This window comes from Bacillus cereus group sp. MG16 (genome assembly GCF_040459875.1).
Classification (GTDB): Bacteria; Bacillota; Bacilli; order Bacillales; family Bacillaceae_G; genus Bacillus_A; species Bacillus_A paranthracis.
In genome coordinates this window covers 1,848,902-1,875,512 of the sequence record NZ_JARVHE010000001.1, presented here as the reverse complement: position 1 = coordinate 1,875,512, position 26,611 = coordinate 1,848,902, and the positions used below count along the sequence as shown (strand labels likewise).

Here is a 26,611-nt window from a genome sequence, read left to right as displayed (position 1 = left end):
AAATACACATTACATCTATATTATAGTTATGAATAGACAAATCTTTTTAGATGCTATTTGTACGGAGGAACTATTATGAGTCGTAAAAAATATTCATCAACTCAAAGAAAACGTCATCCGAACATTTCTAGACGTTTACGCAACCATATACAAGATTGTTCATTAACAGAAATGTACGCATCTCTGTTCGAACACAACCCTGATGGTATTATTTCATTAAATTTAGAGGGGATTATTATACACACTAATCCTTCTGCCGAAAGAATACTAGGTTACACTTCTTCAGAATTAGAGCGGAAAAGCATTACCTCGATTTTAGAAGCTCATATTTCTGAGCAAGTATTACAAAATATAAAGAATACGGAAGCGGATAATCAACAAGAGTATATTTTATCTATTTATCATAAAGATGGATTCTTATTAGATGTCGTGACAAAACTAGTTCCTATTTTTGTCCAAAATCGTCTAACTGGCGTATATGCCATTATGAAGCCTCTTGAAAAATCAGAAAGAATTGAGAAAAAGCTTAAAGAAAGTGAGAAGAGGTTACGTACATTAGTAAACTCCATGCCTGCATTTGTTATATTTAAAGATCATGAAGGGCGCTGGCTTGAGGCAAATGACTACGCACTTTCTTGCTTCAATTTCCATCATGTACCTTACCACGGAAAAAAAGATAGTGAACTCATTCAATATAATGAAGCGTACCGAGAAGCTTTTTTACATTGTGAAGAAGTCGATGAATTAGCATGGCAACAAAGACAAATTCTTCATGGTGAAGAATTTATTATTCATAGAGATGATTTCGACCTAATCTTAAGTATATCGAAAGTTCCTCTCTATCACCCTGACGGCTCCCGTAAAGGTCTTATCGTAATGGGAAGAGATATTACTGAGCTAAAGGAAACGGAAAAGTTATTACGAAAATCTGAAAAGCTCGCAGTAGTCGGACAACTGACAGCTGGAATTGCTCATGAAATTCGAAATCCACTCACTTCTCTAAAAGGTTTTCTAACATTGCTACTCCCTGAAATAAATGAGGAGCAGAAGTGGTATATCGATGTTATGTTAAGTGAAATTTCACAGATGGAATCTATCACGAGTCAATTTATGGCGATGTCTAAACCACAAGTATTAGCAATCCAAACTTGTAACATACAAACTTTAATTGAAGAGGTAGTTACATTTATTTTACCAACCGCAATTATGCATAGCGTTCATATCATTATGGATCATTTTGATTACGTATATGACATTCAATGTGACGGTAACCAATTAAAACAAGTTTTTATAAATATATTAAAAAATGCGATTGAAGCAATGCCAAATGGCGGAAATATTTTCATCCAAACAAAACCATTAGAGGGTAATTTCATCTTAATACGGATCATCGATGAAGGTTGCGGTATCCCAGAAGATCGTATCTCCCGTTTAGGCGAACCGTTTTATAGTTTAAAAGAAAAAGGCACAGGGCTAGGATTAATGATGTGTTACAAAATAATTGAAGAACATCATGGTAAATTATACATTTCAAGTGAATTAAATAAAGGTACGGTCGTTGATATTCACCTACCACTTTCTTCACCTCACCTTGCAATCCAGTCTTAAATAATAAAAGAAGCATCTGCTAACGATTAGCAGATGCTTCTTTTATTATTTATACTTATAGAACTGTTTTTACATACCATTCTTTTGCTTTTTCTACTTCACCCATCGTTAATTGATGTCCTCTATTTTCCCAATGCATTGTTACATTAGCGTTTGCATTTTCTAATAGTAGCTTCAATTCCTCTGACTCAGAAGATGAACAAATTGGATCATTTGTCCCAGCAGCAATAAACACGGATTTCCCAGCTAAATTAGGCAATTGTGTTCCTCTTCTAGGCACCATTGGGTGATGAAGCACAGCACCTTTTAACGCATTTTCGTAATGGAATAATAAGCTTGCCGCAATGTTTGCTCCATTTGAATACCCGATAGCTACAATGTTATTTCTATCAAATTCATATGCTTTTGAAGCTTCATCTAAAAACTCATTTAATTCCTTCGTACGGAAAATCAAATCTTCTTCATCAAAAATGCCTTCTGCCAATCTACGGAAGAAACGTGGCATGCCATTTTCTAATACATTTCCTCTAACACTTAATACAGATGCTTCCGGATCAATTATTTCTGCAAGTGGTAATAAATCTAATTCATTACCTCCTGTACCATGAAGTAATAGCAATACTGGTTTTGACGTATCTTTTCCTTTTTGAAAAACATGTTTCATCATAATCCTTTTCCCCTTTCAATCACTTTAATCTAAATTTCTCACTTCAAATGGTAAAAGCGTTTGTTCAATCTGTTTTCTATGTTTTTCATATTGTTCCGGTAACTTTAATTCCTCACCCATCGTCTCTAACGATTCATCATGAGCGAAACCAGGGGGATCTGTTGCAATTTCAAATAAAATTTCACCGTGTTCTCTAAAATAAATTGCGTTAAAATAATTTCGATCTTGTACAGGAGTTACGTGGTATCCAAAACGGGACACATGCTCTTTCCAGTCTAGCTGATCAGCATCGTCACTCGCTCTCCAAGCAATATGATGCACTGTACCAACGCCCATTTGGCCACGACCAATTGTCGATAATCTCAAATCAATAACATTTCCAATATTAGCAGAAGAACGGAATCGAACAAATTCGCCCTCTTCCCCAATTTTCTCAAGACCCATAACGTGCTCTAACAGTTCGGCTGTTTTTTGAGGCTGTGTTGATAAAAGAACTGCACCACCAAATCCTTTAATTGCTACTTCTGGCTTAACTTCTCCAAAAGTCCAATTATTTAATTCACCTTCTTCTCTTTCTACTAATTCTATATGCAAACCATGTGGATCATCAAATTCTAAGTACTGTTCTCCAAATCGAGTCATTTTTGTATACGAAATATCGAATTTTTCTAATCTATTTTCCCAAAACTCCATCGCCCCTTTTGGTACAACATAAGAAGTGATTCCTACTTGACCGTCACCAATAACTCCTTGACGAGCACCTGCCCATGGGAAAAACGTAATAATTGTTCCCGGTTTTCCTCCTTCATTACCAAAATAAAGATGGTACGTACCTGGATCATCAAAATTCACTGTTTGTTTCACTAAACGTAAACCTAACACACCAGCGTAAAAATCTACATTTTCTTGTGGGTGTCCTACAATTGCTGTAATGTGATGTATACCCATTGTTTTCTTTTCCATTTCGTCCACTCCTTTTTTATTCTATTATAAAAATTGCTTTACATTAAAATTCATTATTCATTTTGTCCATACTGCCTAGTAAAATCCGTCATGATAATTTTATCTCAAATTCGAGATATTAATTATAAAATTACACATTAACTTCCAGTTTATCAATTTATCTCAAATTCGAGATAATTATTAAAAAATATTTAATCCATTTGAAATCTTTATTCAAAGTACAAATTAACTTGAACTCAAATTTATTATAAGTTACTTACTTTTAGTTGTCAATAAGTTCCTTATTTTCATTTTAAATAAAAAGAGAGTAAACGCCAGTTTCGTTTACTCTCTTCGCTAATCATTTCGTTTCTTCTTCCAGCACTGCTTCCATCTCATTAAATTCACGATGAATTGCTTTAATTGGTTCTTTCGTTACTAAACTTACGACAATAACAGCTAATAAACTACAGAAGAATCCAGGTACCATTTCATACATAGTTGCTTTTAAACCTGGAATTTGTACCCAAGTAATAACAACTATCGCACCGACAATCATACCAGCAAGAACGCCCCATTTGTTCGTTCTCTTCCAATATAAACTTAATAAAATAGCGGGTCCAAATGCTGAACCAAATCCTGCCCAAGCATAACCGACAAGTGTTAAAATTGTATCACTTGGATGATACGCTAAAACAACTGCGATCATAGCTACTACTAATACTGACAGTCTACCGATAAATACAAGTTCTTTATCACTTGCGTTACGACGGAAAAATGTTTTATAGAAATCTTCCGTTACTGCACTTGAAATAACAAGTAATTGCGAGGAAATACTACTCATAATCGAAGCCAATATAGCTGACAATAAAAACCCAGTAATGTACGGATGGAATAAAATGTTTGAGAATGTTACAAAGACCATTTCCGGATCTTGTAATGTCGCATTATTTTTAGCGTAATAAGCAATACCAACTAGACCAGTAAGCATTGCACCTATAATTGAAATCGTCATCCAACCGATACCGATTCTACGAGAAGTTTTCAAATCTTTAATAGAGGTAATTGCCATAAAGCGGACAATAATATGTGGTTGACCAAAATACCCAAGACCCCATGCTAAAAAGGAAATAATACCAAGAATTGTGGTCCCTTTAAACATATCTAAATGCGATGCATCAACTTGCTTAATCGTATTGAATGTTTCTGTTACACCACCAACATCTGTAAAAGCAACAATTGGTACTAATACGAGAGCAATAAACATAATACACCCTTGCACAAAGTCGGTCCAACTTACTGCTAAAAAGCCACCGAATAGTGTATAAGCAACTACGACACCGACAGTTACAAATAAACCAATTTTATAATCAAGGTTGAAAGAATTTTCAAACAAACGTCCACCTGATACTAAACCAGCCGACGCATAAAATGTGAAAAATACTAAAATGACGATAGCGGAGACAAAACGAAGTATTTTCGTACGATCTTTAAATCGATTCTCTAAAAAGTCTGGAATCGTAATTGAATCATTAGCCACTTCTGTATACGTTCGCAAACGCGGGGCAAGAATTAAATAGTTTGCATAAGCACCTATTAATAAACCTATCGCAATCCACACACTTGATAACCCTGTCGCATACATCGCACCAGGTAATCCCATTAGCATCCAACCACTCATGTCAGAAGCACCAGCTGATAAAGCTGTAACTGCTGGACCGAGTCCCCTTCCGCCTAACATATAATCTGATAAATCGGATGTCTTCTTATAAGACCAATAACCGATATACAACATACCTGCCATATAAATAGCAAGCGAAACCATAATCTCAATCTTCACCAAATCTCTCCCTTAGTTACATAAGCCATTCAAAATTTCGAAAAATGACTTTTTCTATTTTCTTGTTTTCGCTTATGGTTCCCTACCTTAACAAACATTTTTTGTTCTTTCAAGTGAACAGGTGTTTTTTACTGCATGTGAAAACCTTCATAAACGCCTTTATCCCAGTGGATTACCCGGTTTTTAAAAGAAATTAAAGTAAAAATATTCAGAAAATAAAACACCTATTTTTTTAATAAAAATAAGCCATACAAATGTATGACTTTTAATCTATTAAACATAGCTTACTTCTATTTACTAGTAGGAAACAATTCTGAGAGAGGAACTATCCGCCCCATCTCATCTTTAAATACAATATGATCTCTCTTTAAATGACGTGGACTCTTTACTCCCGCTGCTGCTGCTAACGAAAACAAACTATATCTCATACTAATAATATAATTCATAACTCGCCACTTCTTCTCATACGGATCTAACGCTTTTTGATAGTGCGGATTCGTCGTGGCAACACCAGATGGACATTGGCCAGAATTACATTGAAGCGCCATAATACAACCGCTTGCCATCATAAAACCACGTGCCGAGTTTACAGCATCTGCACCAATCGCTAAAGCAATTGCCACTTTATCTGGTGTAATTAATTTTCCCGAGGCAAACACTTTGAATTTATCACGAACACCATACTGATTCGCTGTATCAATACATGTCAGTAACGCTGGAATAAGCGGCATCCCCATACTATCTGCCATCGATTTATATGTTGCTCCTGATCCACCTTCTGAACCGTCAATTGTAATAAAATCCGGATAGATATTTAACTCTTTCATCGTTTTAAATAAATCTTCCAACGGCTCCTGCTGTCCAATTACAATTTTCATACCGATTGGTTTCCCGCCAGTTTCTTGCAAACGCTGAATAAAATAAAGTGTATCTGCCGCATTGTTCAAAAATGAAAATCGATTCGGAGAATTAATCGTCTCTCCTACTCGTACATTCCGAACAGAAGCAATTTTCTCATTTACTTTTTGCCCCTCTAAATGACCACCACGTATTTTCGCACCTTGCCCAAATTTCAATTCAAATGCTTTAATATTACTTTCTTTCACTTTCTCCATAAATTTCTCCATTGAAAAATTCCCGTCCTCATCACGGTATCCAAATAGTCCTGGACCAATTTGCGCAACGATATTCGCCCCTGTATGTAAATGTTCTGGAATAACGCCACCTTCACCAGTATTAATCCACGATCCGCCTGCCATTTTCGCTCCAAAGCCGCTCGCTAAAATATAATTTTCGCCAATCGCACCGTAAGAAGTTGCTGATGCCCCAAACATGCCATACAGTTTCCACGGATATTGACAATTTTCGCCGACGATAATTGCATCGTCTTCTTCGTATAACCAAAGATTCGTTGTATCCGCTGTCAATTTTTCTCTCCGTGAAAATAATCCTTCTTTATGAATCACATACTTTTTCCCTTCACGTTCTTGCGTTACGTTCACACTTAATTCTTCTGTTAATACCGGAAACAACGTATTAGCAATATAATAACCAGATGCTTCAAAATCTCGTTTCGACCCAAAACCAAGTATTTCAGAGCGATACTTCGCTAAAAACATAACACTTTGAAAATCGTAACGTGAAAAAGGTTTTCCATCTGTATCGTGATCAAACCAATATTGTCGGAATTCCGGCCCTATCTTTTCCAGTAAGTAACGCATTCTTCCTAAGTATGGATGTAGTTTTAAAATAGAATGATGCGTCCGTTTTTTTATAAAAAATGTGATAATAAAAAAGACGATTAAAAGCAACATTAATAATAGTAATATACTAATAATAACGAGTAGCGTTTCACTCATCTCGCTTCCCCCTATGAAATTCCATAATAAAAGGAGAACACTCCATGTGTTCTCCTTTTATCTTTATTCAAATTAATGTAGCAAGATGCTCTTTCGCGTCATATTCAACTAAACTTTCAGCATGTTTAATTCGATGAACAAAGTCTGGATTCGCAATTAACGGTCTTCCGAATGCAGCTACGTCAATTGTTCCTTCTTGCAGTGCTTCTTCTGCCTCTTTCGGATTTAAATTACCAACTCCAACAATCGTACCATCCCAATATTTTCTTACTAATTGATGAAAATTCTTTCCGTCAGCAATCACTTGCGTATAATTCATCGTTGAAGGGTGAATCATCGTTAATCCAACTTCTTTAAACATATTTACAAATGTTTCAATTGCCAGCTCAGGGTTTTCCCACATATAAGTAGGATTATCCCCTTTAAAAGCAGAGAAACGAAGAAGTGTTTTATCAGCTCCAACTGCTTCTATTACAGCCTCAGTTACTTCTTTCATAAACGTTAATCTATGCTTTAAGTCACCGCCATATTTATCAGTACGCTTATTTGCAAACTCATAAGTAAATTGATCAATTAAATACCCGTGTGCACCGTGAATTTCTACCCCATCAAACCCAGCTTCGATCGCGTTTTTCGCAGCTTGTGCGTATTGACTGATAACTTCTTGTATTTCTTCTAACGTCATTGCTTCTGGTGTATCAAATGGTTTACGAAAACGCGGAACATTCCCTTCTGCAGCGATTGCAGAAGGCGCTTGCGGCATTTGCCCACCAATTATTTCGTGATGACTCATACGTCCAACATGCCATATTTGAGCAATAATCGTCCCGTCTTCTTTATGTACTGCCTCTGTAACAGGTTTCCAAGAGTCGATTTGTTCTTGCGTATAAATCCCTGGTACTCCTGGATTCCCTTTCGCTCTCGGACTAATGACAATTCCTTCTGTAATAATTAATCCAACTCCGTCAGCAGCACGCTTTCTATAGTACTCCACTACATCAGCACCAACTACTCCAGTTTCATTGTCTGCAAAGCATCTCGTCATCGGTGCCATTGCTATGCGATTACGAAGAGACCAAGCTCCGACTTGAATCTGATCAAACAACTTCGTTTCTTCAATATTTTCAAAAGATCCCCAAGCGTTTACATTTGTTCCTTCATAAATACTTGCCGCTTTCTTGTTCGAACTTGTCATGTTTCTTCCCCCTAAAAAAATTCTTACTACAATCGCATCATACTTACTTTTAAATAGTAACGTCAATTTATACGACTTTTCTATAAAACATTCGAATATCAAAAAAATAGAATGCTATAAATAAAATTAAAAAGGTTTCCTTAGTAGGAAACCTTTTTTAGTTGATCATATATGGCTGTCAATTTCTTTATCTCTTTAATATAAAGAATCCCTTATCAATAGAAGTGAAAATAGTTCAGTATTCTTCTAAAAATAATAACTTATATACCTAAAACAATGAAAGCCCTACCTCTCTTTCATCCTTACGGCTCCTCGTCCGTGCCAGTGTGAATCAGGATTGCAAAAATCAAGTAACTATTCTATCGAAGTGTTTAATTAAACTTCGAACATTCGTAAAAGAATTAAAAAATAAAAATGGATTTGATTGTAGTAATAACAAAAGAGGTTAATGCTCAAAAAAGTGGTTTAAAAGAGTTGAATGTCTTTGAAATGATTGATTGTCTATAATTTTGTCCCCAAAAAATTCAAAATCTTTTTTGGGATGCAATACATTATTTGTAATAAACCTTAACAAAAGCTTTTTATTTGATTTTCTGTGATACCTTCAATTAATCCTAGTTCACTAATCAAAAACTCATGTGCGTTATCTAACATTTTCTTTTCGCTTGCATTAAGTGCTTTTTCTTTCTGTATACGCATTAAATCACGCACAACTTCAGCACCTTCTTGCATTTTACCCGTTTTTATTTTATCAGTGTTCAATTTATATCTTTGTTTCCACGTAAGTAATCTATCTGATTCTCCATGTTGAAAAATATCTATTATGTGTATTAATGCCGTGATATCCGTTACTGGTCGTATATTTGAACTCAATATTTTCCCTTCAGGAATCATTATTTCCATATTACTAGCCGACATTTTTATAACATAATACTGTTGTTTTTTTCCTGCGATTTCCTTCTCTTCTATGGCTTTAATTATACCTGCTCCTTGCATTGGATAAACAATGTTATCGCCAATTTGAAACAAATAATCCACCTCCATATATGGTAACCTTCTCAAGCTTAACACACATTCATTTTTTTAGCAAAATTTTTATTTTATCATAAAATTATTTTTCGTGTCAATTCTTATAAACTAAGAAAATGACTTCGTAAAATATCACTAAAAATCCGCAATCTTATTAACTTTTCCACACATACATACATTCTAATTTTGCCTTCTCTTTTTACATAAAAACACATTACTACATATGAGTAGTAATGTGTCTTTTTATACGGAATCGGTAAAAATTCTCCATTAACTTCACGCCTATATACTAACCTGCTTATGGACTGTTTCCCTGGCCAAAAGAAAACTCATAATCACTTGCGCAGCTACTCGACTCGTCATATCTCTAAAATCGAGGGTTGGATCAATTTCTACAATATCCATCCCTTGCACAAGCGGTTCTTTACCAAGCAATTCAATCGCATCAAGTAAAGTCGTACTGTCCATTCCACCAGGACCGATTGCTGGACAACCTGGTGCGAATGCTTGATCTAGTACATCCATATCAAGAGAAATGTAAATAGAGGTCACGCCTTGCTTTCTTAATACTTCAATACTTTCTATAATAATATCTTTGATTTCTCGCTCTCGTACATCTTTCATTGTATAAACTGTCACACCGTGTTCTTTTGCATATTCATGGTACGCTCGTGCATTTAAAAAATTACGAATTCCGATTTGAACGAGTTGTTTTCCTGTAATAATATCATTTTCTAGTAAACTACGGAACGGAGTACCATTTGACGGACCACCATCATCTAAATTACGTAAATCATGATGGGCATCAAATTGAATAATCCCAACCTTTCCTTTACTGTTTGCAAATCCTGTTATACTCGGAAAACTAATTGAGTGATCCCCGCCAAGAACGATTGGTATCATGTTCGGATTTACTTTCGTTACATGACCAACTGTTTTCGCAATTCGCTTATGACTTTCTTTTATATCCGTCACATGCATCGTAATATCGCCGCAATCATATAAGACACTTTCTTTCATATCATGTTCTTCTGTAATTGCGTACGTGCTATATGCATCCAACATCGCACGAATCGTTTTTGGCGCAAAACTTGCTCCTGAATGACTAATAGATGGTTTAGAAAGGGGTGCTCCAATTAAGGCAGCACCGAATATTTCCACGCCTTCCTCCCAATCTTTAATCATTTCACTCCATTTCGTCACTTCACGATCGATAAACTTTGCATTCTTCTTTAAATAGTGGCCGTGCTCCACGATTGTTCACCTCTTGTATATGCGATATTACCATTCTTCCATACTGTATTTACATGACTTACGCCGTAATGATACGGTACGTAAGCATAATTGTAAGCATCCCATAAAACTAAATCTGCCTTACGACCAACTCTAATTTTCCCAGCTACATCGCCTCGGTTAATAGCATAAGAAGAGTTAACTGTTACCGCGTTCCAAACTTCTTCTGGTGTCATTTTCAGCTTCAACATTGCGATGCTCATAATAAGCTGAATGTTTTCAGTTGGACAGCTACCTGGGTTAAAGTCTGTAGCTAACGCAACTGCAACACCTTCATCGATCATTTTACGACCGCGGGCAAAGCTTTCTTTATTTAAATAGAAAGTTGTTCCTGGTAATAAAGTGGCTACTGTATTAGAGTTTGCAAGCATTTCAATTCCTTTATCAGAAGCACCAACTAAATGGTCGGCTGATGCTGCACCAATTTCAGCCGCTGCTTCCGCACCACCAAGAGGATCAATTTCATCTGCATGAATTTTCACGTCAAAGCCAAGCTCTTTCGCTTTTAATAAAAACTCTTTCGACTCTTCAACAGAGAACACGCCTGTTTCACAGAAAATATCAACGAATTCAGCTAATTGCTTCTCCTTCATTTCTGGTAGTAGGTCTAACATCCATTGTAAAAATTCTTTCGATCTACCTTTATACTCTTTCGGAACTGCATGAGCACCTAAAAATGTAGAAACTAAATCGATGGGATGCTCTTTTTGTAATTGTGCAGTTGCCTCTAATTGTTTCCATTCTGTCTCATCATCTAATCCGTAACCACTCTTCGCTTCTACAGTTGTAACTCCGAAAGATAGCATACGGTCTAAATGGAATTTCGCTTTTTGAACAAGTTCTTCTTTCGACGCCTGTTTCGTTGCATTTACAGTTGAAAGAATACCTCCGCCTTGTTCTAAAATTTCTAAGTACGGAACTCCTTGTAGTTTTAGTGCAATTTCATTTTCACGAGATCCACCAAATACAAGATGAGTATGCGGGTCAACAAGACCAGGAGAAACCATTTTCCCGCCACAATCAATAACTTCTTTCGCCTGAAGTCCTTTTGCTTCTTCTGCTGTTCCAACGAAAGTGATTACACCATTTTCAATTCCAACCGCACCGTTTTCGATAACAGGAAGCGTGTTCATCGCTTCCCGTCTTAACAAGCCATCTTCTTGATCCATTGTTAGCAATTGACCGATATTTATTAGTAAAGTGTCCAGCATGTTTTTCTCCTCCTTATTTCATCATTGGAATATTAACGCCTTTTTCTTTCGCAGTTTCCACAGCTAAGTCATACCCTGCATCCACGTGACGAACAACACCCATACCAGGGTCAGAAGTTAATACGCGCTCAATACGTTTTGCTGCTGCTTCTGTTCCATCTGCAACGATAACCATTCCAGCGTGAAGTGAATAACCCATACCAACGCCGCCACCGTGGTGAACAGATACCCAGCTTGCACCGTTTACACTGTTAATTAATGCATTCAAAATTGGCCAGTCAGCTACTGCATCACTACCATCTTTCATCGCTTCTGTTTCACGGTTTGGAGATGCTACTGATCCGCAATCTAAATGGTCACGACCGATAACGATTGGTGCTGATAATTCACCATTTGCAACCATTTCATTAATGATGCGACCAAATTTCGCGCGCTCACCGTAACCAAGCCAACAAATACGTGACGGAAGACCTTGGAACTCAACTTGCTGACGAGCCATACGGATCCAATTACATAAATGCTCATTATCCGCGAACTCACGTAAAATTACTTCGTCTGTTTTATAAATATCTTCTGGATCACCAGAAAGTGCTACCCAGCGGAATGGTCCTTTTCCTTCGCAGAATAATGGACGGATAAATGCTGGAACGAATCCAGGGAAATCGAATGCATTTTTCAAACCTTCATCGAAAGCAACTTGGCGAATGTTATTTCCGTAATCAAATGTAATTGCGCCCTTTTCTTGCATAGCAAGCATTGCTTCCACATGTTTTGTCATGCTTTCTTTTGATAATTGTACGTAACGTTCTGGATCTTCTTCACGAAGTTTTGCCGCTTCTTCTAACGTGTAACCTACTGGAATATAGCCGTTTAATGGGTCATGAGCAGATGTTTGATCCGTAACTAAATCTGGCGTAATATTACGCTTCACTAGCTCTGGTAAAATTTCTGCCGCATTTCCTAATAAACCAATAGAAATCGGTTCTTTCTTCTCTTTATACTCGTTCGCAACCGTTAACGCTTCTTCTAACGATTCTGTATACATATCACAGTATCTCTTTTCAATACGACGATCAATGCTGCGCTTATCAACATCAATAGCAATGACAACACCGCCGTTCATCGTTACAGCAAGAGGTTGTGCACCACCCATACCACCTAAACCAGCAGTAAGTGTTAATGTACCTTTTAATGAACCACCGAAATGTTGACGTGCAGCTTCACCAAATGTTTCATATGTTCCTTGTAAAATACCTTGTGTTCCGATGTAAATCCAGCTACCTGCCGTCATTTGTCCGTACATCATAAGACCTTTTTTCTCTAGTTCACGGAAGTGATCCCAGTTCGCCCACTTCGGTACTAAGTTTGAGTTTGCTAACAAAACGCGTGGCGCATCTTCATGTGATTTAAAAATAGCAACTGGTTTCCCTGATTGAACAAGTAATGTTTCGTCGCTTTCTAACGTTTTTAATGAATCTACAATCGCCTGATAGCTTTCCCAGTTACGAGCTGCACGGCCAATTCCGCCATATACAACTAATTCTTCTGGCTTTTCAGCAACTTCCGGATCTAAATTGTTCATTAACATACGAAGCGCAGCTTCTTGAACCCACCCTTTCGTTTGTAACTCCGTACCTCTTGGCGCGCGAATTGTTTGTTTAACTTTCTCCATTTCAATCTCTCCCTTTTCTCATTTTATAGTGCTGCGTTTACATCTAATCTTTCTTTGATCGAATAATTTGTTTTTAACCAATGCGCAATATTTTCAATATCCGTTGAGAATATGCGGTCATTTGTAATAGAAGGTACTTGCTGACGACCTTGATGGTAAAAGCTCTTCGTCACTGTACTCATGTTTTCAATACCTCGATATTCTGCAGCTTGCATCGCACAAATCATTTCAATTGAAAGAACACGTCTTACGTTTTGAATAATTTGATGTGCATGGCGTGAAGCGATTGTTCCCATACTTACGTGATCTTCTTGGTTAGCTGATGACGGGATTGAATCCACACTCGCCGGATGTGCTAACGTTTTATTTTCAGAAACTAGTGACGCTGCTGCGTATTGCATAATCATTGCACCAGACTGAAGTCCTGGTTCTGGACTTAAAAATGGAGGTAAATCATTTAATTGCGGATTTACTAAACGCTCAATACGACGCTCTGAAATATTTGCAAGTTCCGCCATTCCTACTTTTAAGAAGTCCATCGCAAACGCAATCGGTTGACCATGGAAATTCCCACCCGAAATTACTTTTTCTCCGCCATCAAAGATTAGTGGATTATCTGTTGCTGCATTCATTTCAATTTCTAATTTTTCTTTCACATAATTTAAAACTTGCCAAGAAGCACCGTGTACTTGTGGGATACAGCGAAGTGAATATGCATCCTGTACTCGTAGTTCTCCTTGTTTTGTTGTTAATTTACTATCATGAAGGATGTCACGAATTCTGCTCGCTACTTCCACTTGCTCTTTATAACCACGTGCTTTATGAACATTTTCATCAAATGCATCAATAATGCCTTGTAACCCTTCAATTGTCATAGATGCAATTAATTCAGCTTGATAAGCCGTTGCTTCTGCTTCTATATAAGAAAGAACTCCTTGCGCTGTCATCGCCTGCGTACCATTGATTAATGCAAGCCCTTCTTTCGCTTCAAGTTCAATCGGCTCAAGACCTTCTTCTGTAAGAGCCACCATCGCATGAACGCGTTTCCCTTTATAGAACACTTCACCTTCGCCTAATAATACGAGTGCAAGATGAGATAAAGGCGCTAAATCGCCACTCGCACCAAGTGAACCTTGTTGCGGAACGACTGGGTGAATTTTACGATTTACAAACTCAAGAAGCATATTTACAACAAGCGGTCTAACGCCAGATACGCCTTTAAGCATCGTGTTCGCTCGTAAAATTAACATACCGCGTGATACTTCTTCAGGGAATGGATCGCCTATCCCGCATGCATGTGACTGAATTAAATTGTGTTGAAGTGCCTTTACATCATCTTTTTGAATAAGCACATCACTGAACTTTCCAAATCCAGTTGTAATACCGTAAACGACTTTTCCGTCTTCTACAATTTTCTCAACAACTTCGCGGCACTCCGCCACCTTTTGCATACTAGTTGGACAAGCTGTTACACCTTCTCCTTCAAGTAACAACCTCTTCATTTCTTCAATTGTCAATGTGTGTCCTGTTAACGTAATCATTGTTTTTCCTCCTTAAAAAGGCAAAAGGGGACCTTATCTTTTTAAGACAGACTTCTGTCCTAAAAAAGTAAGGCCCCCTTCTAACTAATAGACTATGGGCAAATCATATGTGATTAATTCCTAAACCAATCGCCTCATGCTCAGATCCTTTTACAGGTGCACCAATCGTTCCATATAATGCAACAGCAACCCATTCGCCCTCTTTTTTCCCGTCGTATGGTGTACCGCGCACAATCGCAAAGCGAAGTCCTACTGTACGAAGAACGTCTGCTAACTGAATTTGACCTCTCGTCACTCCGTACAAAGCTTCCATAATTGCATGATAAAGTGCATGTGTTTCTCTGTAAACGTCTGTTTCAATAACTTGGTTGCTCTTAGCCGCTGTTTCCATTGCTGCGACAACCTTTTGCGAATTCATCGAACCCACTTTCCCCGTACAATACTTCCAACCTTTTGGAATAGATAATACAGGACTTTCATTCTCATCCGCAAGTGCCAACAGCATGGCCATACGACCAATTCGATGTGTTCCTTGAAGAAGCATGTGACTCTCTCATTTCTTTTAATTATTTGAATATTTCTTAATTTAAGAATATATGAAAACGGTTAAATCGTCAATAGTTTAAACTCACATTCAAATAATTTTTTCATCTCCTCCATTTGTGTACACAAATGATTTACACAATTTTTTCAGGCATGCTATAGTCTCACTAACAGATGCAAAGGAGCGAATTTTCAATGACAAAGCGAAAAGATATTCATTTTCGAATTGAAGAAAAATTACTTGAAAGGTTTGAATCTGCACTCCATTACGAAGGCTTAAAGAAAACTGACGTATTAACGCACGCGATTCAGCAATTTTGTACGAAGGTGGAATACGAAAAGATGAATGATGTAAAACGCCAATACAACGTAAGCAACCATTTACAAACACGTATCGATACACATAAACATTATGAAGAAAAACATGTGAATTTAGATGAAGTCGTCATAGATCATTTACAACTTCAAGGAGACGAGAAAATATTAGAGGTTGGGTGCGCTAACGGGAATTTTCTTTCTCTTTTACAAACTAACGGTCATACAGGACATTTAACAGGTTTGGATCAATCGAAAACGATGCTTTCTGAAGCCACAAAAAAGAATAGCATAATTGAATGGAGGCTAGGTGACGCCGGTAAACTTCCTTTCGAAGCTAATTGCTACGACTGGATTGTCGCAAGACATATGTTATACCACATGAAAGATGTTGAAAAAACAGTCCAAGGGTTCCATAAAGTAATACGTCCTGGAGGCTCACTGTTAGCTACAACAAATTCTGACGTTACATTATCTCGTATAGTTGAAATGTGTAACCGCATGTTAGACGCATTTGATTTACCGAAAACAACATCTTCAGTCACGCCATTTTGTTTGGAAAATGGTAAAGAGATATTACAGTCTGTTTTTCCAACTGTTGAAGAAGCAGTTATTCATAATGCTCTCGTTTTTCATCATGCTACTCCAATTGTAAACTATATTTCTAGCATGTTTCCGTCGCTAAATATACCTGATAATACACATCTTCACGCCGAAATGAAGGAATGGCTAAAAGAAGAAGTAGAAAATGAATTGGCAATTCATAACGGTATATGGCGTGATCCGAAAACGTTAGCCATTTATCGATGTCAAAAAGAAAAAAGCTAGCAAATGCTAGCTTTTATACATTCTCAGGCAAAAGCTCCTCCATCATCACATTCCCCTTACCACTGTAAAAATTTATATTATGTTCGTTTGTTACTCCAAAATAAGAGGCAATCGCTATTCCAAATGGTACAAATGCATGCCCCTGTGCTGTAATAACATTCGAATGTTGCACAATTTCTTTATACACAAAATTTTCTACTGGAAAACACTCTAATTGTTTATAATCCATAGTCACTGTATACGAGACTTCTTTGAATAAGCCTGCTTTTGCTAGTGCATACGGTCCCGCACAAATAGCAGCTACTAATTTTTCTTGTTCGTGAAACTGACGGATGACTGAAAAGAGTCCTTCTGCATCCTTCATATGTATCGCGTCTCCACCGGGAATAATAATCCCCTCATATTCTTCTACACGTACTTCACTTAATTCTATATGCGGTTGCACTTGCAAACCTGTTTCACTTATAATCAATTCTTTCGTTAAACTCGCTGTAATGATTTCATATTTATTTTTCAACAATGCCGTTGCTACCGTAATTTCAAACTCCGCAAATGTTGGATATACGAATAATAGTATTTTTTTCATAGCCCTCTCCCCTTTAACCACTTCATAAAATATACCCCTAATGCGTCTGCTGATAATCTATTCGTGTCCACATAATTTACAGGAAATTGTTTATACCAGTCTTTTTCAGTTTCTACTAATTTAAATTGCTCCTCAAATGTACTTCTGTTTCTTGTTCTATCATTATTTTTTCTATTATATAAATTACTTTCCGAGCTATCTAAATAAAAAATAGCATCTGAACGACATTCTCTTAATTTATATAATTCATCTTTTAATTCAGTTTCTATATCCCACTCTTTTCCTATAATTGTAGGATAAAAGATGGTATAGAATTCAATATCTTCTGGTCCACGATCAAAAATTACGACTGAACCTTTCGCATTTTGAAACTCTTTTATTTTAGCTTCTATAAACATTTTTTGATTTGCTATAAACCCTTCTTTTGAATTCATATCCAAATTTAATTGTTTTCGCTTTTCTACAATTGGGTATGGATTTTCATATATCACCGATAACCCATGTAGCTCTAACCTTTTAGCTAAGGTGGTTTTTCCACTTGCCATCGGTCCTTGAAGTGAAATTACATATGCCATGCCGCTCATTCCCTTACATTTTAGTATACCTATAATATGCAGAATTTTGAAAACTATCAACAAAATATATATCATCTTGTTTCTTATTCTTATGTAACTTATAATAAAAAATAGAGATTATGACGGACGCATCAATAATGTAAGCTTGGAAATCCAAGCTTACATTATTTTTTGCTTTCCCTTTTCTAATAAAAAGAGTATACTAGATTAGAACGTATGTTCTTAATGATTACATACAGTAAGGAGATAGAACAATGGTATACGACACAAAAGCAATTTCTTGGAATGAGTCTTTAAAACAACTTCAACGCCGCTATACAAACAAACAAGTTGACCGAAAAGAATTTGAGGATATTGAACTGATGGAATTCTTCCGCGATAACGACTACATTTCTTTACCTACACATATAAGCGGCCTATCAACAGCACGTTTTACTTCTTACTCTATTTTCACAACTGAAGATAAAGATCGTAAAGTTGGCACATTAATCATTGAATATGTAGAAGATGATAATAATAATTTATGTGTGGAACAACTATACTTTGTTTAAATGATAACGCTTGGTCAAAATGACCAAGCGTTCTTGCTTTCTATGAATCTCACTGTTTATAATATAAATAAAAGAAAACCGCAATCATTAAGGGGGGATACTCTTGCTCGAAGGATGGTTCAGTTGGTTTATTGTACTGTGGACTGTTATTTTATTAGGACTTATGTCTATCGGTGGATACTTTATGTTCAGAAAATTTTTAAAACGACTACCAAAAGAAGATGGTATGTCTATATTAGATTGGGAAGAGCACTATATTAATAAAACGAGGCATTTATGGGATGACGAACAAAAACAATTGTTAGAAGAGCTCGTAAGTCCTGTTCCAGAACTATTTCGCGATGTTGCTAAATCAAAAATTGCCGGAAAAATCGGAGAACTTGCCTTACAAGAAAAAGCCTCTCAAATTACACAAGATTTAATTATTAAAGGGTATATTATTGCTACACCAAAGCGTGATCATAAATTTTTAGTAAAAAAACTACAAGAAAAAAAGATTGATTATTCTCATTATCAATCTTTACTAACAAAACCTACCTCATAAAAAAGATTGCTAGCTTATAGCAATCTTTTTTAACTTACAGTTACTGATTTTGTAGCAGTTAAACGTGCCTCCGCTAAATCTATTTGTAAACCGACAGCACCAGCGTAAATATAATCAAATGTATTTGGGATATTCACGGTAGTAGAAGTGGATCCAGCTGTTAACACGCCATTTGCAGGCACATTTGTCACATCAAATTCCGCACGACGGTTAGTCGCAGAAGTACCAATTGGCATATTTCTATCCCCAAAACTTCCGATTGTATTTAAATTTCCTAAATAATTATTTACTTGTGAAGCAAAAAAGTTATTTATTAAATTATTAGGTCCTGAAAGTCCCGTACCGTTTAAGTTAAATCTATCACCTGTTGCATCTGTATCACCATTAATCGCCATTGTAAATACACGAGCATTAACTGGTGCTACAGCTGGCGTGATAAAATTTGAAATCGTTGCTGTCTCACCCAATGTAGAAATGAGTAAACCAGTATATAAACTAACATTCCTAACAGGGTATGAATTATCACGATACACAACAACTAATGCCCATCCTACTCCAGTCCCTTGCGCTGGTGGATTTGCCGTTGGTATTCTTTCTACAAAATAATCTCCTGTCGCTCGGTTTGAAAGCCCTTGTAGAATATTTGTTACATTTGCAGCACGTGTATAAATGGTACCTTGAAATGTTCCGCTTGATCTCGTCTCTCCCCATGCAGGAACACTCGTAATTGTATGAGTGACCCCATCCGGTGTTTGTAAAGTAGGTATATTGTTATTTACCACCGTTTCTGTCACAGTTGCACTCAATGTTCCTTGCCATACTAGCATTGCAAAGTCTACAGTTGCTGTTGCTGGTACATCTGTTACTGAAGGATTAAGTCTTGCCCAAGAACCATTTAATGTCCAATCATTTGTCGTTCCCGCAAAAGTTAATGGATCTACCGAAGAAGGAACTCCTGCAAAACTTAAATTTGTATCTCTTGTTATTAATGCATTGTATTGATACGCCGTCGCTGTTGTAATACCACGCATGCCAACTGTATTCCCTGTGTGTACCATAAATAAAGAGTCCGTTTTCGTATATGTTTGTACAAAAGCCAACAATTCCACTCCCCTTCCATATAAGATAAATATTTATTCGCTATTTCATTTAATGCAAACAAGTAAAAAAAGTTCCATTTGTATATGCACAGACTAATTCGGGCAAAAAAAAAGCCTTTGCCTATTCCTATTCATTTAAATTTGAATAGGATGCAATGACGAGCTCATTTTATACTAATATTTACACATAGTATTGTTTCTAGATTATTAAATAATGCTGTTTGTAAATATTCGATGCCTTGACCGGATTTAAATTTAGACAGAAAGGACGAATCTAATGGCAATAGCAACAATAGGAAGTCGATTAACCTATACAATCGTTGTCCAAAATACCGGAACACTTCCTGCCCAAAACGTTACATTTACAGACCCCATACCTGCTGGCACTACTTTCGTTCCAAACAGCGTTACAGTTGATGGTGTTGCAACAGCTGGAAATCCTACTACTGGTATTCCCATTAGCAACATTCCTGCTGGCGGCTCTGTTACAATTACCTTTCAAGTAGATGTTACAAGTGTCCCTACCCCACCAGTTGCAAGTAACGTAGCATCATTTGGATACGAATTTCAACCTGCACCTAACGCACCCACTATCACACGTACAACAACAAGCAATATTGTTAATACAGACATTTTCACAGCTAATGTCGCATTAACAAAAGCAGTAGATAAAACAATTGCTACTATCGGTGATACGATTACGTATACAATTACAGCCACAAATCAAGCCACATTAGCTGCTAATAATGTTATCATTACAGACACGCCTCCTGCCGGCACATCGTTCGTACCGGGTAGCGTTACAGTTAATGGTACTTCTACTACAGATAATCTTGCTACTGGAATAAATGTAGGAACGATTGCTGCAAACGGGAATGCTACAATTACGTTTCAAGTTCAAGTTAATACTCTCCCTACACCAAACCCTATTCCAAATAGTGCAACTTCAAGCTTTCAATATAATCCACCAAACCAACCACCAATTAACAGAAACTCTACAAGTAATATAGTTGAAACACAAATTAATGCTACTATCATAAATCCAACTAAAAGTGCAAACCAACAAATTGTAAATATTGGTGACATCATTACGTATACGATTACTGTTCCAAATAACGGTAATATTTCAGCAACAAATGTTTCTATCACCGACCCTATCCCTACTGGCACTACTTTTATTCCAAACAGTGTTACAGTTAATGGAACGGCACAATCTGGCGTAACTCCAACAAATATTCCGCTAGGTACAATTCCTGCTGGTCAAACTACAACTGTCACATTTCAAGTCCAAGTCACTTCCCTTCCAGCTAACGGAACGATTACTAACGAAGCAAATATAACATTTACGTCGCAACCGAATCCGGCTGAACCCCCAACAACCACTACGATAACAACACCTCCAACAACTACTTCTGTACGAACTGCAATTGTAAATCCAACAAAAACTGCTAGTCCACAAATTGCTGATATCGGTGATATTATTACGTATACGATTACTGTACCAAATACAGGAAACATCGCTGCAACGAACGTTATTGTAACTGATCCAATTCCAAGTAGCACTACATTTATTCCGAATAGCGTCACAATTAACGGTACTTCACAACCTGGCGTAAACCCTTCTGGTGGTATACAAATTGGAACAATCGCAGCTGGTAATACTGTCACTGTCACTTTCCAAGTTCAAGTTACCTCTCTCCCAGAGAATGGCCTAATCCGAAATATCGGAACCACAACATTTACGTATCAACCAGATCCTACAAAACCAGCTATTACAACAACAAACCCTACACCACCTACTACTACTCCTGTTAACACCGCTATTACAAACCCTGTTAAAACGGCGGATAAAACTACTGTTGATATTGGTGATGTTATTACGTATACGATTACTTTCACTAATGATGGTACGATCCCTGCTACAAATGTAGTTTTTACTGATACCATTCCTACTGGTACAACATTCATTCCGAATAGCGTAATCTTAAATAATGTACCGGTTCCAAATTCAAATCCCGCACTAGGAATCCCAGTTGGAACAATTAATCCCGGTGAAACCAAAACACTATCTTTCCAAGTTCTTGTTACACAAATTCCAGCTGGCGGTGTTATTACAAACGAAGCTTCAACGACATATACGTACTAGCCAGATCCAACAAGACCGCCGGTTACCACAACCGAACCGACAGCACCTACTACAGTCTCTGTTAATACCGCTACAGTTAACCCTACAAAATCTGCTAATCGTACTTTCGTTGATATTGGTGATGTTATTACGTATACAATTAGTTTACAAAATAACGGCACTGTTCCCTCAACAAATATTGTACTAACAGATCCAATTCCAAACGGTACAACATTTATTCCAAATAGCGTCACGATTGATGGTGTCTCACAACCTAACAGTAACCCTGAAAACGGTATATCAATCGGTACTTTAAATCCAAATCAAGCAAAAACAATTACATTCCAAGTTCAAGTTACAAGTGTCCCGCCAAATGGAATTATAGAAAACCAAGGCAGTGTATCATTTAATTATATTGTTAATCCAAATGAACCTCCTGTTACAACAACTACCCCAACTCCTAAAACAGAAACTCAAGTTGGGACTGTTATTACAGCGCCTACAAAATCTGCCGACAAACAAGTTGCTGATTTAGGAGATACGATTACCTACACGGTCACATTTACAAATAACGGGACTATTTTCGTTCCAAATAGTGTTACAATCGATGGCATTACAACGCCAGGAGCGGCCCCATCACTTGGTATACCACTTGGTACCATTTCTGTCGGAGAAACGAAAACAATCACATATCAAGTTGTCGTTACAAACTTACCACCTGATGGAATAATTAGAAACCAAGCATCCTTCACTTACCAATATCAACCGAACCCAAGTGAGCCTCCTGTTACAACAACTACCACCACTCCAAGTGTAAACATTCCAATTAATAATCCTAATCCAACGACTACAAAATCTGCTGATCGACAAGTTGCTGATATAGGGGATACGATTACTTTTACTGTTACATTCCAAAATAGAGGGACCGTCCCCGCTACAAATGTTATTATAAAAGATGCACTTCCATCTGGTGTTTCTTTCGTTCCAGGTAGCGTTGTCGTAAATGGCACATCACAACTTGGAGAAAACCCTGAAATTGGTATACCCGTCGGCACTGTAAATCCCGGTCAAAGTATTACAGTTACGTTCCAAGGTGTAGTAAATAGTATCCCGCCCGGAGGAGTTATTAGAAATCAAGCAAATATTACATTCACATACGAGCCTAATCCAAATGAACCTCCCGTTACGACAACTATTACAACTCCTGAAACAGAAACAGCAGTTAATACCGCTACACTAAATCCACAAAAAACAGCAGATCGCTCCTTCGTTGCATTAAATGATGTCATTACCTATACTCTCTCATTTCAAAACACCGGTACTGTTCCTGCTACGAATATAACAGTAATAGATTCTATCCCTGCCGGTACTGTATTTATTCCAGATAGTGTTACGATTAATGGGATTCCTCAAGCAGGAACAAATCCATCATCAGGAATTTCACTTGGAACTTTAGCACCATCCGAACGCGCAACGATTACTTTCCAAGTACGAGTAATAAACATCCCTGCTAGCGGCGAAATCCGAAATCAAGGTAGTGCAACATTTAATTATCAACCGGATCCAAATTTACCTCCAATCACAAAAACAGAAACAACTCCTGAAACAACGACTCCTATCCAAACTGTAGTCATAAGTCCAACAAAAACAGCAAACCTTACGTTTGCAGAAATTGGCGATATTGTAACTTATACTGTCACATTTACAAACCAAGGAACTATACCTGCTACTGGTGTAACAATTACAGATTCTTTGCCACCAGGTACAACTTTTATTACGAATAGTGTTACTGTAAACAATGTCGCTCAACCCGGCGTAAGTCCAGTCATAGGAATTCCTGTTGGAACAGTTAATCCCGGCGAGACAGTTACTGTTACATTCCAGATTCAAATAAACGCTATTCCTCCTAATGGAAAAATAGAAAATACAGCAAGTGTTACCTACACTTCTCGGCCTAATCCTAGCGAACCTCCTATTACAACAACAGAAACGACTCCTACCGTAACTTTACCTGTTCGTACCGCTAACCCGAACCCGCAAAAAACAGTGGATCGTGAGTTTGCAAGTATTGGTGATACGCTCACTTATACAATCACCCTTCAAAATACTGGTAATATACCTGCAACTAATGTCATTATTACAGATTCTATCCCTACTGGAACTACATTTATCCCTGGTAGCGTTACGATTAATGGCATTCCACAACCTAATTTGACCCCTGAAACAGGAATCCCAGTTGGCACATTAAACCCTAGACAAATAGTGACTGTTACTTTAGAAGTACAAATAACAGCTTTACCACCAAATGGCCTTATCTCAAATGAAGCAAATGTCACTTACACATCTCAACCAGATCCGACACTCCCGCCTATTACAACAACCACACCGACTCCAATCGCAGAAACAATTGTACAAAATGCAGAATTAGAGTCAACAAAAACAGTAGATTTGCCAATCGCTAACATTGGCGATGCACTCACTTATACAATTACCCTTGAAAACACTGGAAATATTCCTATGACAAATGTATCTGTCATTGATCAACCACCAGTAGGCACACAATTTATTGTAGATTCTGTTACAGTAAATGGCCTTTCACAACCAGGTGTTGATCCAAGCATTGGGATACTCATTGGTACAATACAACCAAATCAAATAATAACCATTACGTTCCAAGTAACGATTACGAATATACCGCCTAACGGGGTTGTTACAAATGTCGGTTCAGTCAGCTTTACATCTCAGCCTAATCCAAATGAACCTCCTATTACAGAAACAGAGACAACACCACCAGTTAATACTGAAATCATTAATAGTATTATTAATCCATCGAAAACAGCTGATCGAAACAACGTTGATATAGACGATATCATTACGTACACCGTTACATTCCAAAACTTACAAACTGTTCAACTAACAAATATCATTTTTACAGATTCGATTCCAGTTGGTACGACTTTCATTCCAAATAGTGTAACAATTAATGGTATCCCAACTAGTGATGTTGATCCAGCTCTTGGCATTCCTCTTGGCACATTAAATCCTAGTCAATCAGTTGTTGTAACTTTCCAAGTTCGCGTTGTTTCCATACCACCTAACGGAATTATAATAAATGAAGCTACTATCACCTACACATTCCAACCTAATCCTGGAGAACCTCCAGTAACAGCGACTACTCCAACGCCTCCTACTACTACCAATGTCAACACAGCAACAACAAACCCTACAAAATCCGCTGATAAAGTATTTGCTTTACTAGGTGACACAATCACCTATACAATCTCCTTACAAAATACAGGAACTGTCCCTGCAACAAATGTACTTGTAACCGATCCTATTCCAGCTGGCACTACTTTCATTCCGAATAGTGTTACGATAAACGACGTTACACAACCAGGTATTGTTCCTAGTTCTGGAATTCTTATCGGTACATTAGAACCTAACACTTCCGCCGTCGTAACTTTCCAAGTTCAAGTAACATCGATACCACCAACAGGCTTTATCGAAAATCAAGGGACAGTTTCATTCCAATACCAGCCAGATCCTACTAGACCACCTGTATCTGTTACTACACCTACACCTACTACAAAGACACAAGTAAGTGAAGTTACTATTAATCCTAACAAACAAGCTAACCCTCAAGTTATTAATCTTGGTGATACTGTCACATATACAATTACGTTCCAAAATGTCGGGAATATTAATGCGACAGATGTTATTATTACAGACCCTACTCCATCTGGTACTACTTTCATTCCGAACAGCGTTACGATTAATGGCGTCACGCAACCTGGAACAAATCCAAATAATGGTGTAAACGTTGGGACTGTAACTCCAGGACAAATTGTTACATTAACTTATCAAGTTACTGTAACTGAACTCCCACCAGACGGTATTATTAAAAACACTGCAACTGTCACTTACACATTCCAGCCAAACCCTAGCGAACCCCCTATTACTATTACAGATCCTACTCCAACTGTTGAAGTATCCGTTATTACACCTACACCTAATCCAAATAAACTAGCCGACAAACAAATTGTAGATATAAATGAAATCATAACCTATACTGTAACCTTCCAAAATCGCGGATCAGTCCCTGCAACTTCCGTTATCATTACTGATCCGTTAGCAAATGGGTTAACGTTTCTTCCAGGTACTGTTGTAATAAATGGCATTCCAGATCTTGGAGCAAATCCTGTTGTAGGTATACCTGTTGGAACAGTCAATCCAAACGATACAATTACTGTTCAATTCCAAGCAAGAGTCACAAGTGTACCACCTGGTGGTATTATTCGAAATCAAGCAACTGTTACTTTCACATATGAACCAGGTCCTGGTGAACCACCTATTACAATTACAGACCCTACTCCAATTAACACAACGAATGTAAATACAGCTATATTAAATCCGAAAAAAACAGCCACGCCGGAAACAGTTACTTTAGGTGATATCATTAATTGTCGATAGGTAAGTCTTTGAGGTTATCTCCAACTTTTCCCCCGATCCGCACGGTACGTGCCACTTTCACGGCATACCGCGGTCCACCTATATTGTAGTTTTCTTTTCATCTAATAATGATAAGCT

The 26,611-nt window shown here is 37.3% G+C and carries 18 protein-coding genes and 1 pseudogene; 5 read left to right on the top strand and 14 right to left on the bottom strand.

Annotation, left to right across the window (positions count from 1 at the left end; genetic code table 11):
• The first annotated feature begins 75 nt into the window (after window positions 1-75).
• On the top strand, window positions 76-1,608 hold the full coding sequence (locus QCI73_RS09650; RefSeq protein WP_353822815.1) for a BA3702 family sensor histidine kinase: 1,533 nt from the start codon (window positions 76-78) through the stop codon (window positions 1,606-1,608).
• Between the two features lie 55 nt (window positions 1,609-1,663).
• Here QCI73_RS09650 and QCI73_RS09645 read toward each other — a convergent pair whose 3' ends face one another.
• From QCI73_RS09645 to hutP, 11 genes are all read right to left on the bottom strand, one after another.
• The gene (locus QCI73_RS09645) at window positions 1,664-2,275 is read right to left on the bottom strand and encodes an alpha/beta hydrolase (protein WP_353822814.1); all 612 of its coding nucleotides are present in this window, start codon (window positions 2,273-2,275) and stop codon (window positions 1,664-1,666) included.
• Between the two features lie 24 nt (window positions 2,276-2,299).
• The gene (locus QCI73_RS09640; protein ID WP_327922763.1) at window positions 2,300-3,238 is read right to left on the bottom strand and encodes a ring-cleaving dioxygenase; all 939 of its coding nucleotides are present in this window, start codon (window positions 3,236-3,238) and stop codon (window positions 2,300-2,302) included.
• Between the two features lie 340 nt (window positions 3,239-3,578).
• On the bottom strand, window positions 3,579-5,057 hold the full coding sequence (gene putP, locus QCI73_RS09635; protein ID WP_327922762.1) for a sodium/proline symporter PutP: 1,479 nt from the start codon (window positions 5,055-5,057) through the stop codon (window positions 3,579-3,581).
• Between the two features lie 290 nt (window positions 5,058-5,347).
• Window positions 5,348-6,916: an FMN-binding glutamate synthase family protein gene (locus QCI73_RS09630; protein WP_353822813.1), complete on the bottom strand. Its 1,569-nt coding sequence runs from the start codon at window positions 6,914-6,916 to the stop codon at window positions 5,348-5,350.
• 67 nt (window positions 6,917-6,983) lie between these two features.
• Window positions 6,984-8,111, bottom strand: a complete 1,128-nt coding sequence (locus QCI73_RS09625; protein ID WP_353822812.1) for an alkene reductase — start codon at window positions 8,109-8,111, stop codon at window positions 6,984-6,986.
• Between the two features lie 567 nt (window positions 8,112-8,678).
• Entirely contained in the window at window positions 8,679-9,140 is a 462-nt protein-coding gene (locus QCI73_RS09620) for a CarD family transcriptional regulator (RefSeq protein WP_000486325.1), read from the bottom strand.
• Window positions 9,141-9,422: 282 nt separating this feature from the next.
• A complete protein-coding gene (gene hutG / locus QCI73_RS09615) occupies window positions 9,423-10,394 on the bottom strand; it encodes a formimidoylglutamase (RefSeq protein WP_353822811.1) in 972 nt (323 codons plus the stop codon).
• Window positions 10,373-11,644, bottom strand: coding sequence for an imidazolonepropionase (hutI, locus tag QCI73_RS09610; RefSeq protein WP_000887529.1), 1,272 nt, complete (start codon window positions 11,642-11,644; stop codon window positions 10,373-10,375). Before hutI ends, hutG begins: the two co-directional genes overlap by 22 nt.
• A 13-nt stretch (window positions 11,645-11,657) precedes the next feature.
• Window positions 11,658-13,316 (bottom strand): urocanate hydratase, encoded by a 1,659-nt coding sequence (gene hutU / locus QCI73_RS09605; RefSeq protein ID WP_001989441.1) that lies wholly within the window; start codon window positions 13,314-13,316, stop codon window positions 11,658-11,660.
• A 23-nt stretch (window positions 13,317-13,339) separates the two neighbouring features.
• A complete protein-coding gene (hutH, locus tag QCI73_RS09600) occupies window positions 13,340-14,857 on the bottom strand; it encodes a histidine ammonia-lyase (protein ID WP_000631846.1) in 1,518 nt (505 codons plus the stop codon).
• Window positions 14,858-14,960: 103 nt separating this feature from the next.
• Window positions 14,961-15,401, bottom strand: a complete 441-nt coding sequence (gene hutP, locus QCI73_RS09595; protein WP_000926516.1) for a histidine utilization transcription antiterminator HutP — start codon at window positions 15,399-15,401, stop codon at window positions 14,961-14,963.
• Window positions 15,402-15,595: 194 nt separating this feature from the next.
• Here hutP and QCI73_RS09590 point away from each other — a divergent pair, with 194 nt between their 5' ends.
• Complete coding sequence (locus tag QCI73_RS09590; RefSeq protein WP_070806696.1) at window positions 15,596-16,543, top strand: class I SAM-dependent methyltransferase; 948 nt, start codon at window positions 15,596-15,598, stop codon at window positions 16,541-16,543.
• A 13-nt stretch (window positions 16,544-16,556) separates the two neighbouring features.
• Here the strand turns inward: QCI73_RS09590 and QCI73_RS09585 are convergent, their stop codons facing one another.
• Window positions 16,557-17,129 (bottom strand): DJ-1/PfpI family protein, encoded by a 573-nt coding sequence (locus QCI73_RS09585; protein WP_327922755.1) that lies wholly within the window; start codon window positions 17,127-17,129, stop codon window positions 16,557-16,559.
• Window positions 17,126-17,704, bottom strand: coding sequence for an AAA family ATPase (locus tag QCI73_RS09580; RefSeq protein ID WP_074606682.1), 579 nt, complete (start codon window positions 17,702-17,704; stop codon window positions 17,126-17,128). Before QCI73_RS09580 ends, QCI73_RS09585 begins: the two co-directional genes overlap by 4 nt.
• Window positions 17,705-17,958: 254 nt before the next feature.
• Between QCI73_RS09580 and QCI73_RS09575 the strand changes: the two genes are divergently transcribed.
• Window positions 17,959-18,255 (top strand): hypothetical protein, encoded by a 297-nt coding sequence (locus tag QCI73_RS09575; protein WP_000262403.1) that lies wholly within the window; start codon window positions 17,959-17,961, stop codon window positions 18,253-18,255.
• A gap of 103 nt (window positions 18,256-18,358) precedes the next feature.
• A complete protein-coding gene (locus QCI73_RS09570; RefSeq protein ID WP_070806700.1) occupies window positions 18,359-18,799 on the top strand; it encodes a DUF2621 domain-containing protein in 441 nt (146 codons plus the stop codon).
• Window positions 18,800-18,828: 29 nt separating this feature from the next.
• Here QCI73_RS09570 and QCI73_RS09565 read toward each other — a convergent pair whose 3' ends face one another.
• Window positions 18,829-19,899, bottom strand: a complete 1,071-nt coding sequence (locus QCI73_RS09565; protein ID WP_353822810.1) for a hypothetical protein — start codon at window positions 19,897-19,899, stop codon at window positions 18,829-18,831.
• 277 nt (window positions 19,900-20,176) lie between these two features.
• Between QCI73_RS09565 and QCI73_RS09560 the strand changes: the two are divergent.
• A pseudogene (locus QCI73_RS09560) lies at window positions 20,177-26,482 on the top strand (DUF7507 domain-containing protein); the annotation flags it as partial.
• Between the last annotated feature and the right edge of the window lie 129 nt (window positions 26,483-26,611).

Excerpts from the sequence above, each read along its gene's own strand:
- QCI73_RS09650 (WP_353822815.1), top strand. The coding sequence starts at position 76 with ATGAGTCGTAAAAAATATTCATCAACTCAAAGAAAACGTCATCCGAAC.
- QCI73_RS09645 (WP_353822814.1), bottom strand. The coding sequence starts at position 2,275 with ATGATGAAACATGTTTTTCAAAAAGGAAAAGATACGTCAAAACCAGTA.
- QCI73_RS09640 (WP_327922763.1), bottom strand. The coding sequence starts at position 3,238 with ATGGAAAAGAAAACAATGGGTATACATCACATTACAGCAATTGTAGGA.
- QCI73_RS09630 (WP_353822813.1), bottom strand. The coding sequence starts at position 6,916 with ATGAGTGAAACGCTACTCGTTATTATTAGTATATTACTATTATTAATG.
- QCI73_RS09625 (WP_353822812.1), bottom strand. The coding sequence starts at position 8,111 with ATGACAAGTTCGAACAAGAAAGCGGCAAGTATTTATGAAGGAACAAAT.
- hutI (WP_000887529.1), bottom strand. The coding sequence starts at position 11,644 with ATGCTGGACACTTTACTAATAAATATCGGTCAATTGCTAACAATGGAT.
- hutU (WP_001989441.1), bottom strand. The coding sequence starts at position 13,316 with ATGGAGAAAGTTAAACAAACAATTCGCGCGCCAAGAGGTACGGAGTTA.
- hutH (WP_000631846.1), bottom strand. The coding sequence starts at position 14,857 with ATGATTACGTTAACAGGACACACATTGACAATTGAAGAAATGAAGAGG.
- hutP (WP_000926516.1), bottom strand. The coding sequence starts at position 15,401 with ATGCTTCTTCAAGGAACACATCGAATTGGTCGTATGGCCATGCTGTTG.
- QCI73_RS09590 (WP_070806696.1), top strand. The coding sequence starts at position 15,596 with ATGACAAAGCGAAAAGATATTCATTTTCGAATTGAAGAAAAATTACTT.
- QCI73_RS09585 (WP_327922755.1), bottom strand. The coding sequence starts at position 17,129 with ATGAAAAAAATACTATTATTCGTATATCCAACATTTGCGGAGTTTGAA.
- QCI73_RS09580 (WP_074606682.1), bottom strand. The coding sequence starts at position 17,704 with ATGGCATATGTAATTTCACTTCAAGGACCGATGGCAAGTGGAAAAACC.
- QCI73_RS09575 (WP_000262403.1), top strand. The coding sequence starts at position 17,959 with ATGGTATACGACACAAAAGCAATTTCTTGGAATGAGTCTTTAAAACAA.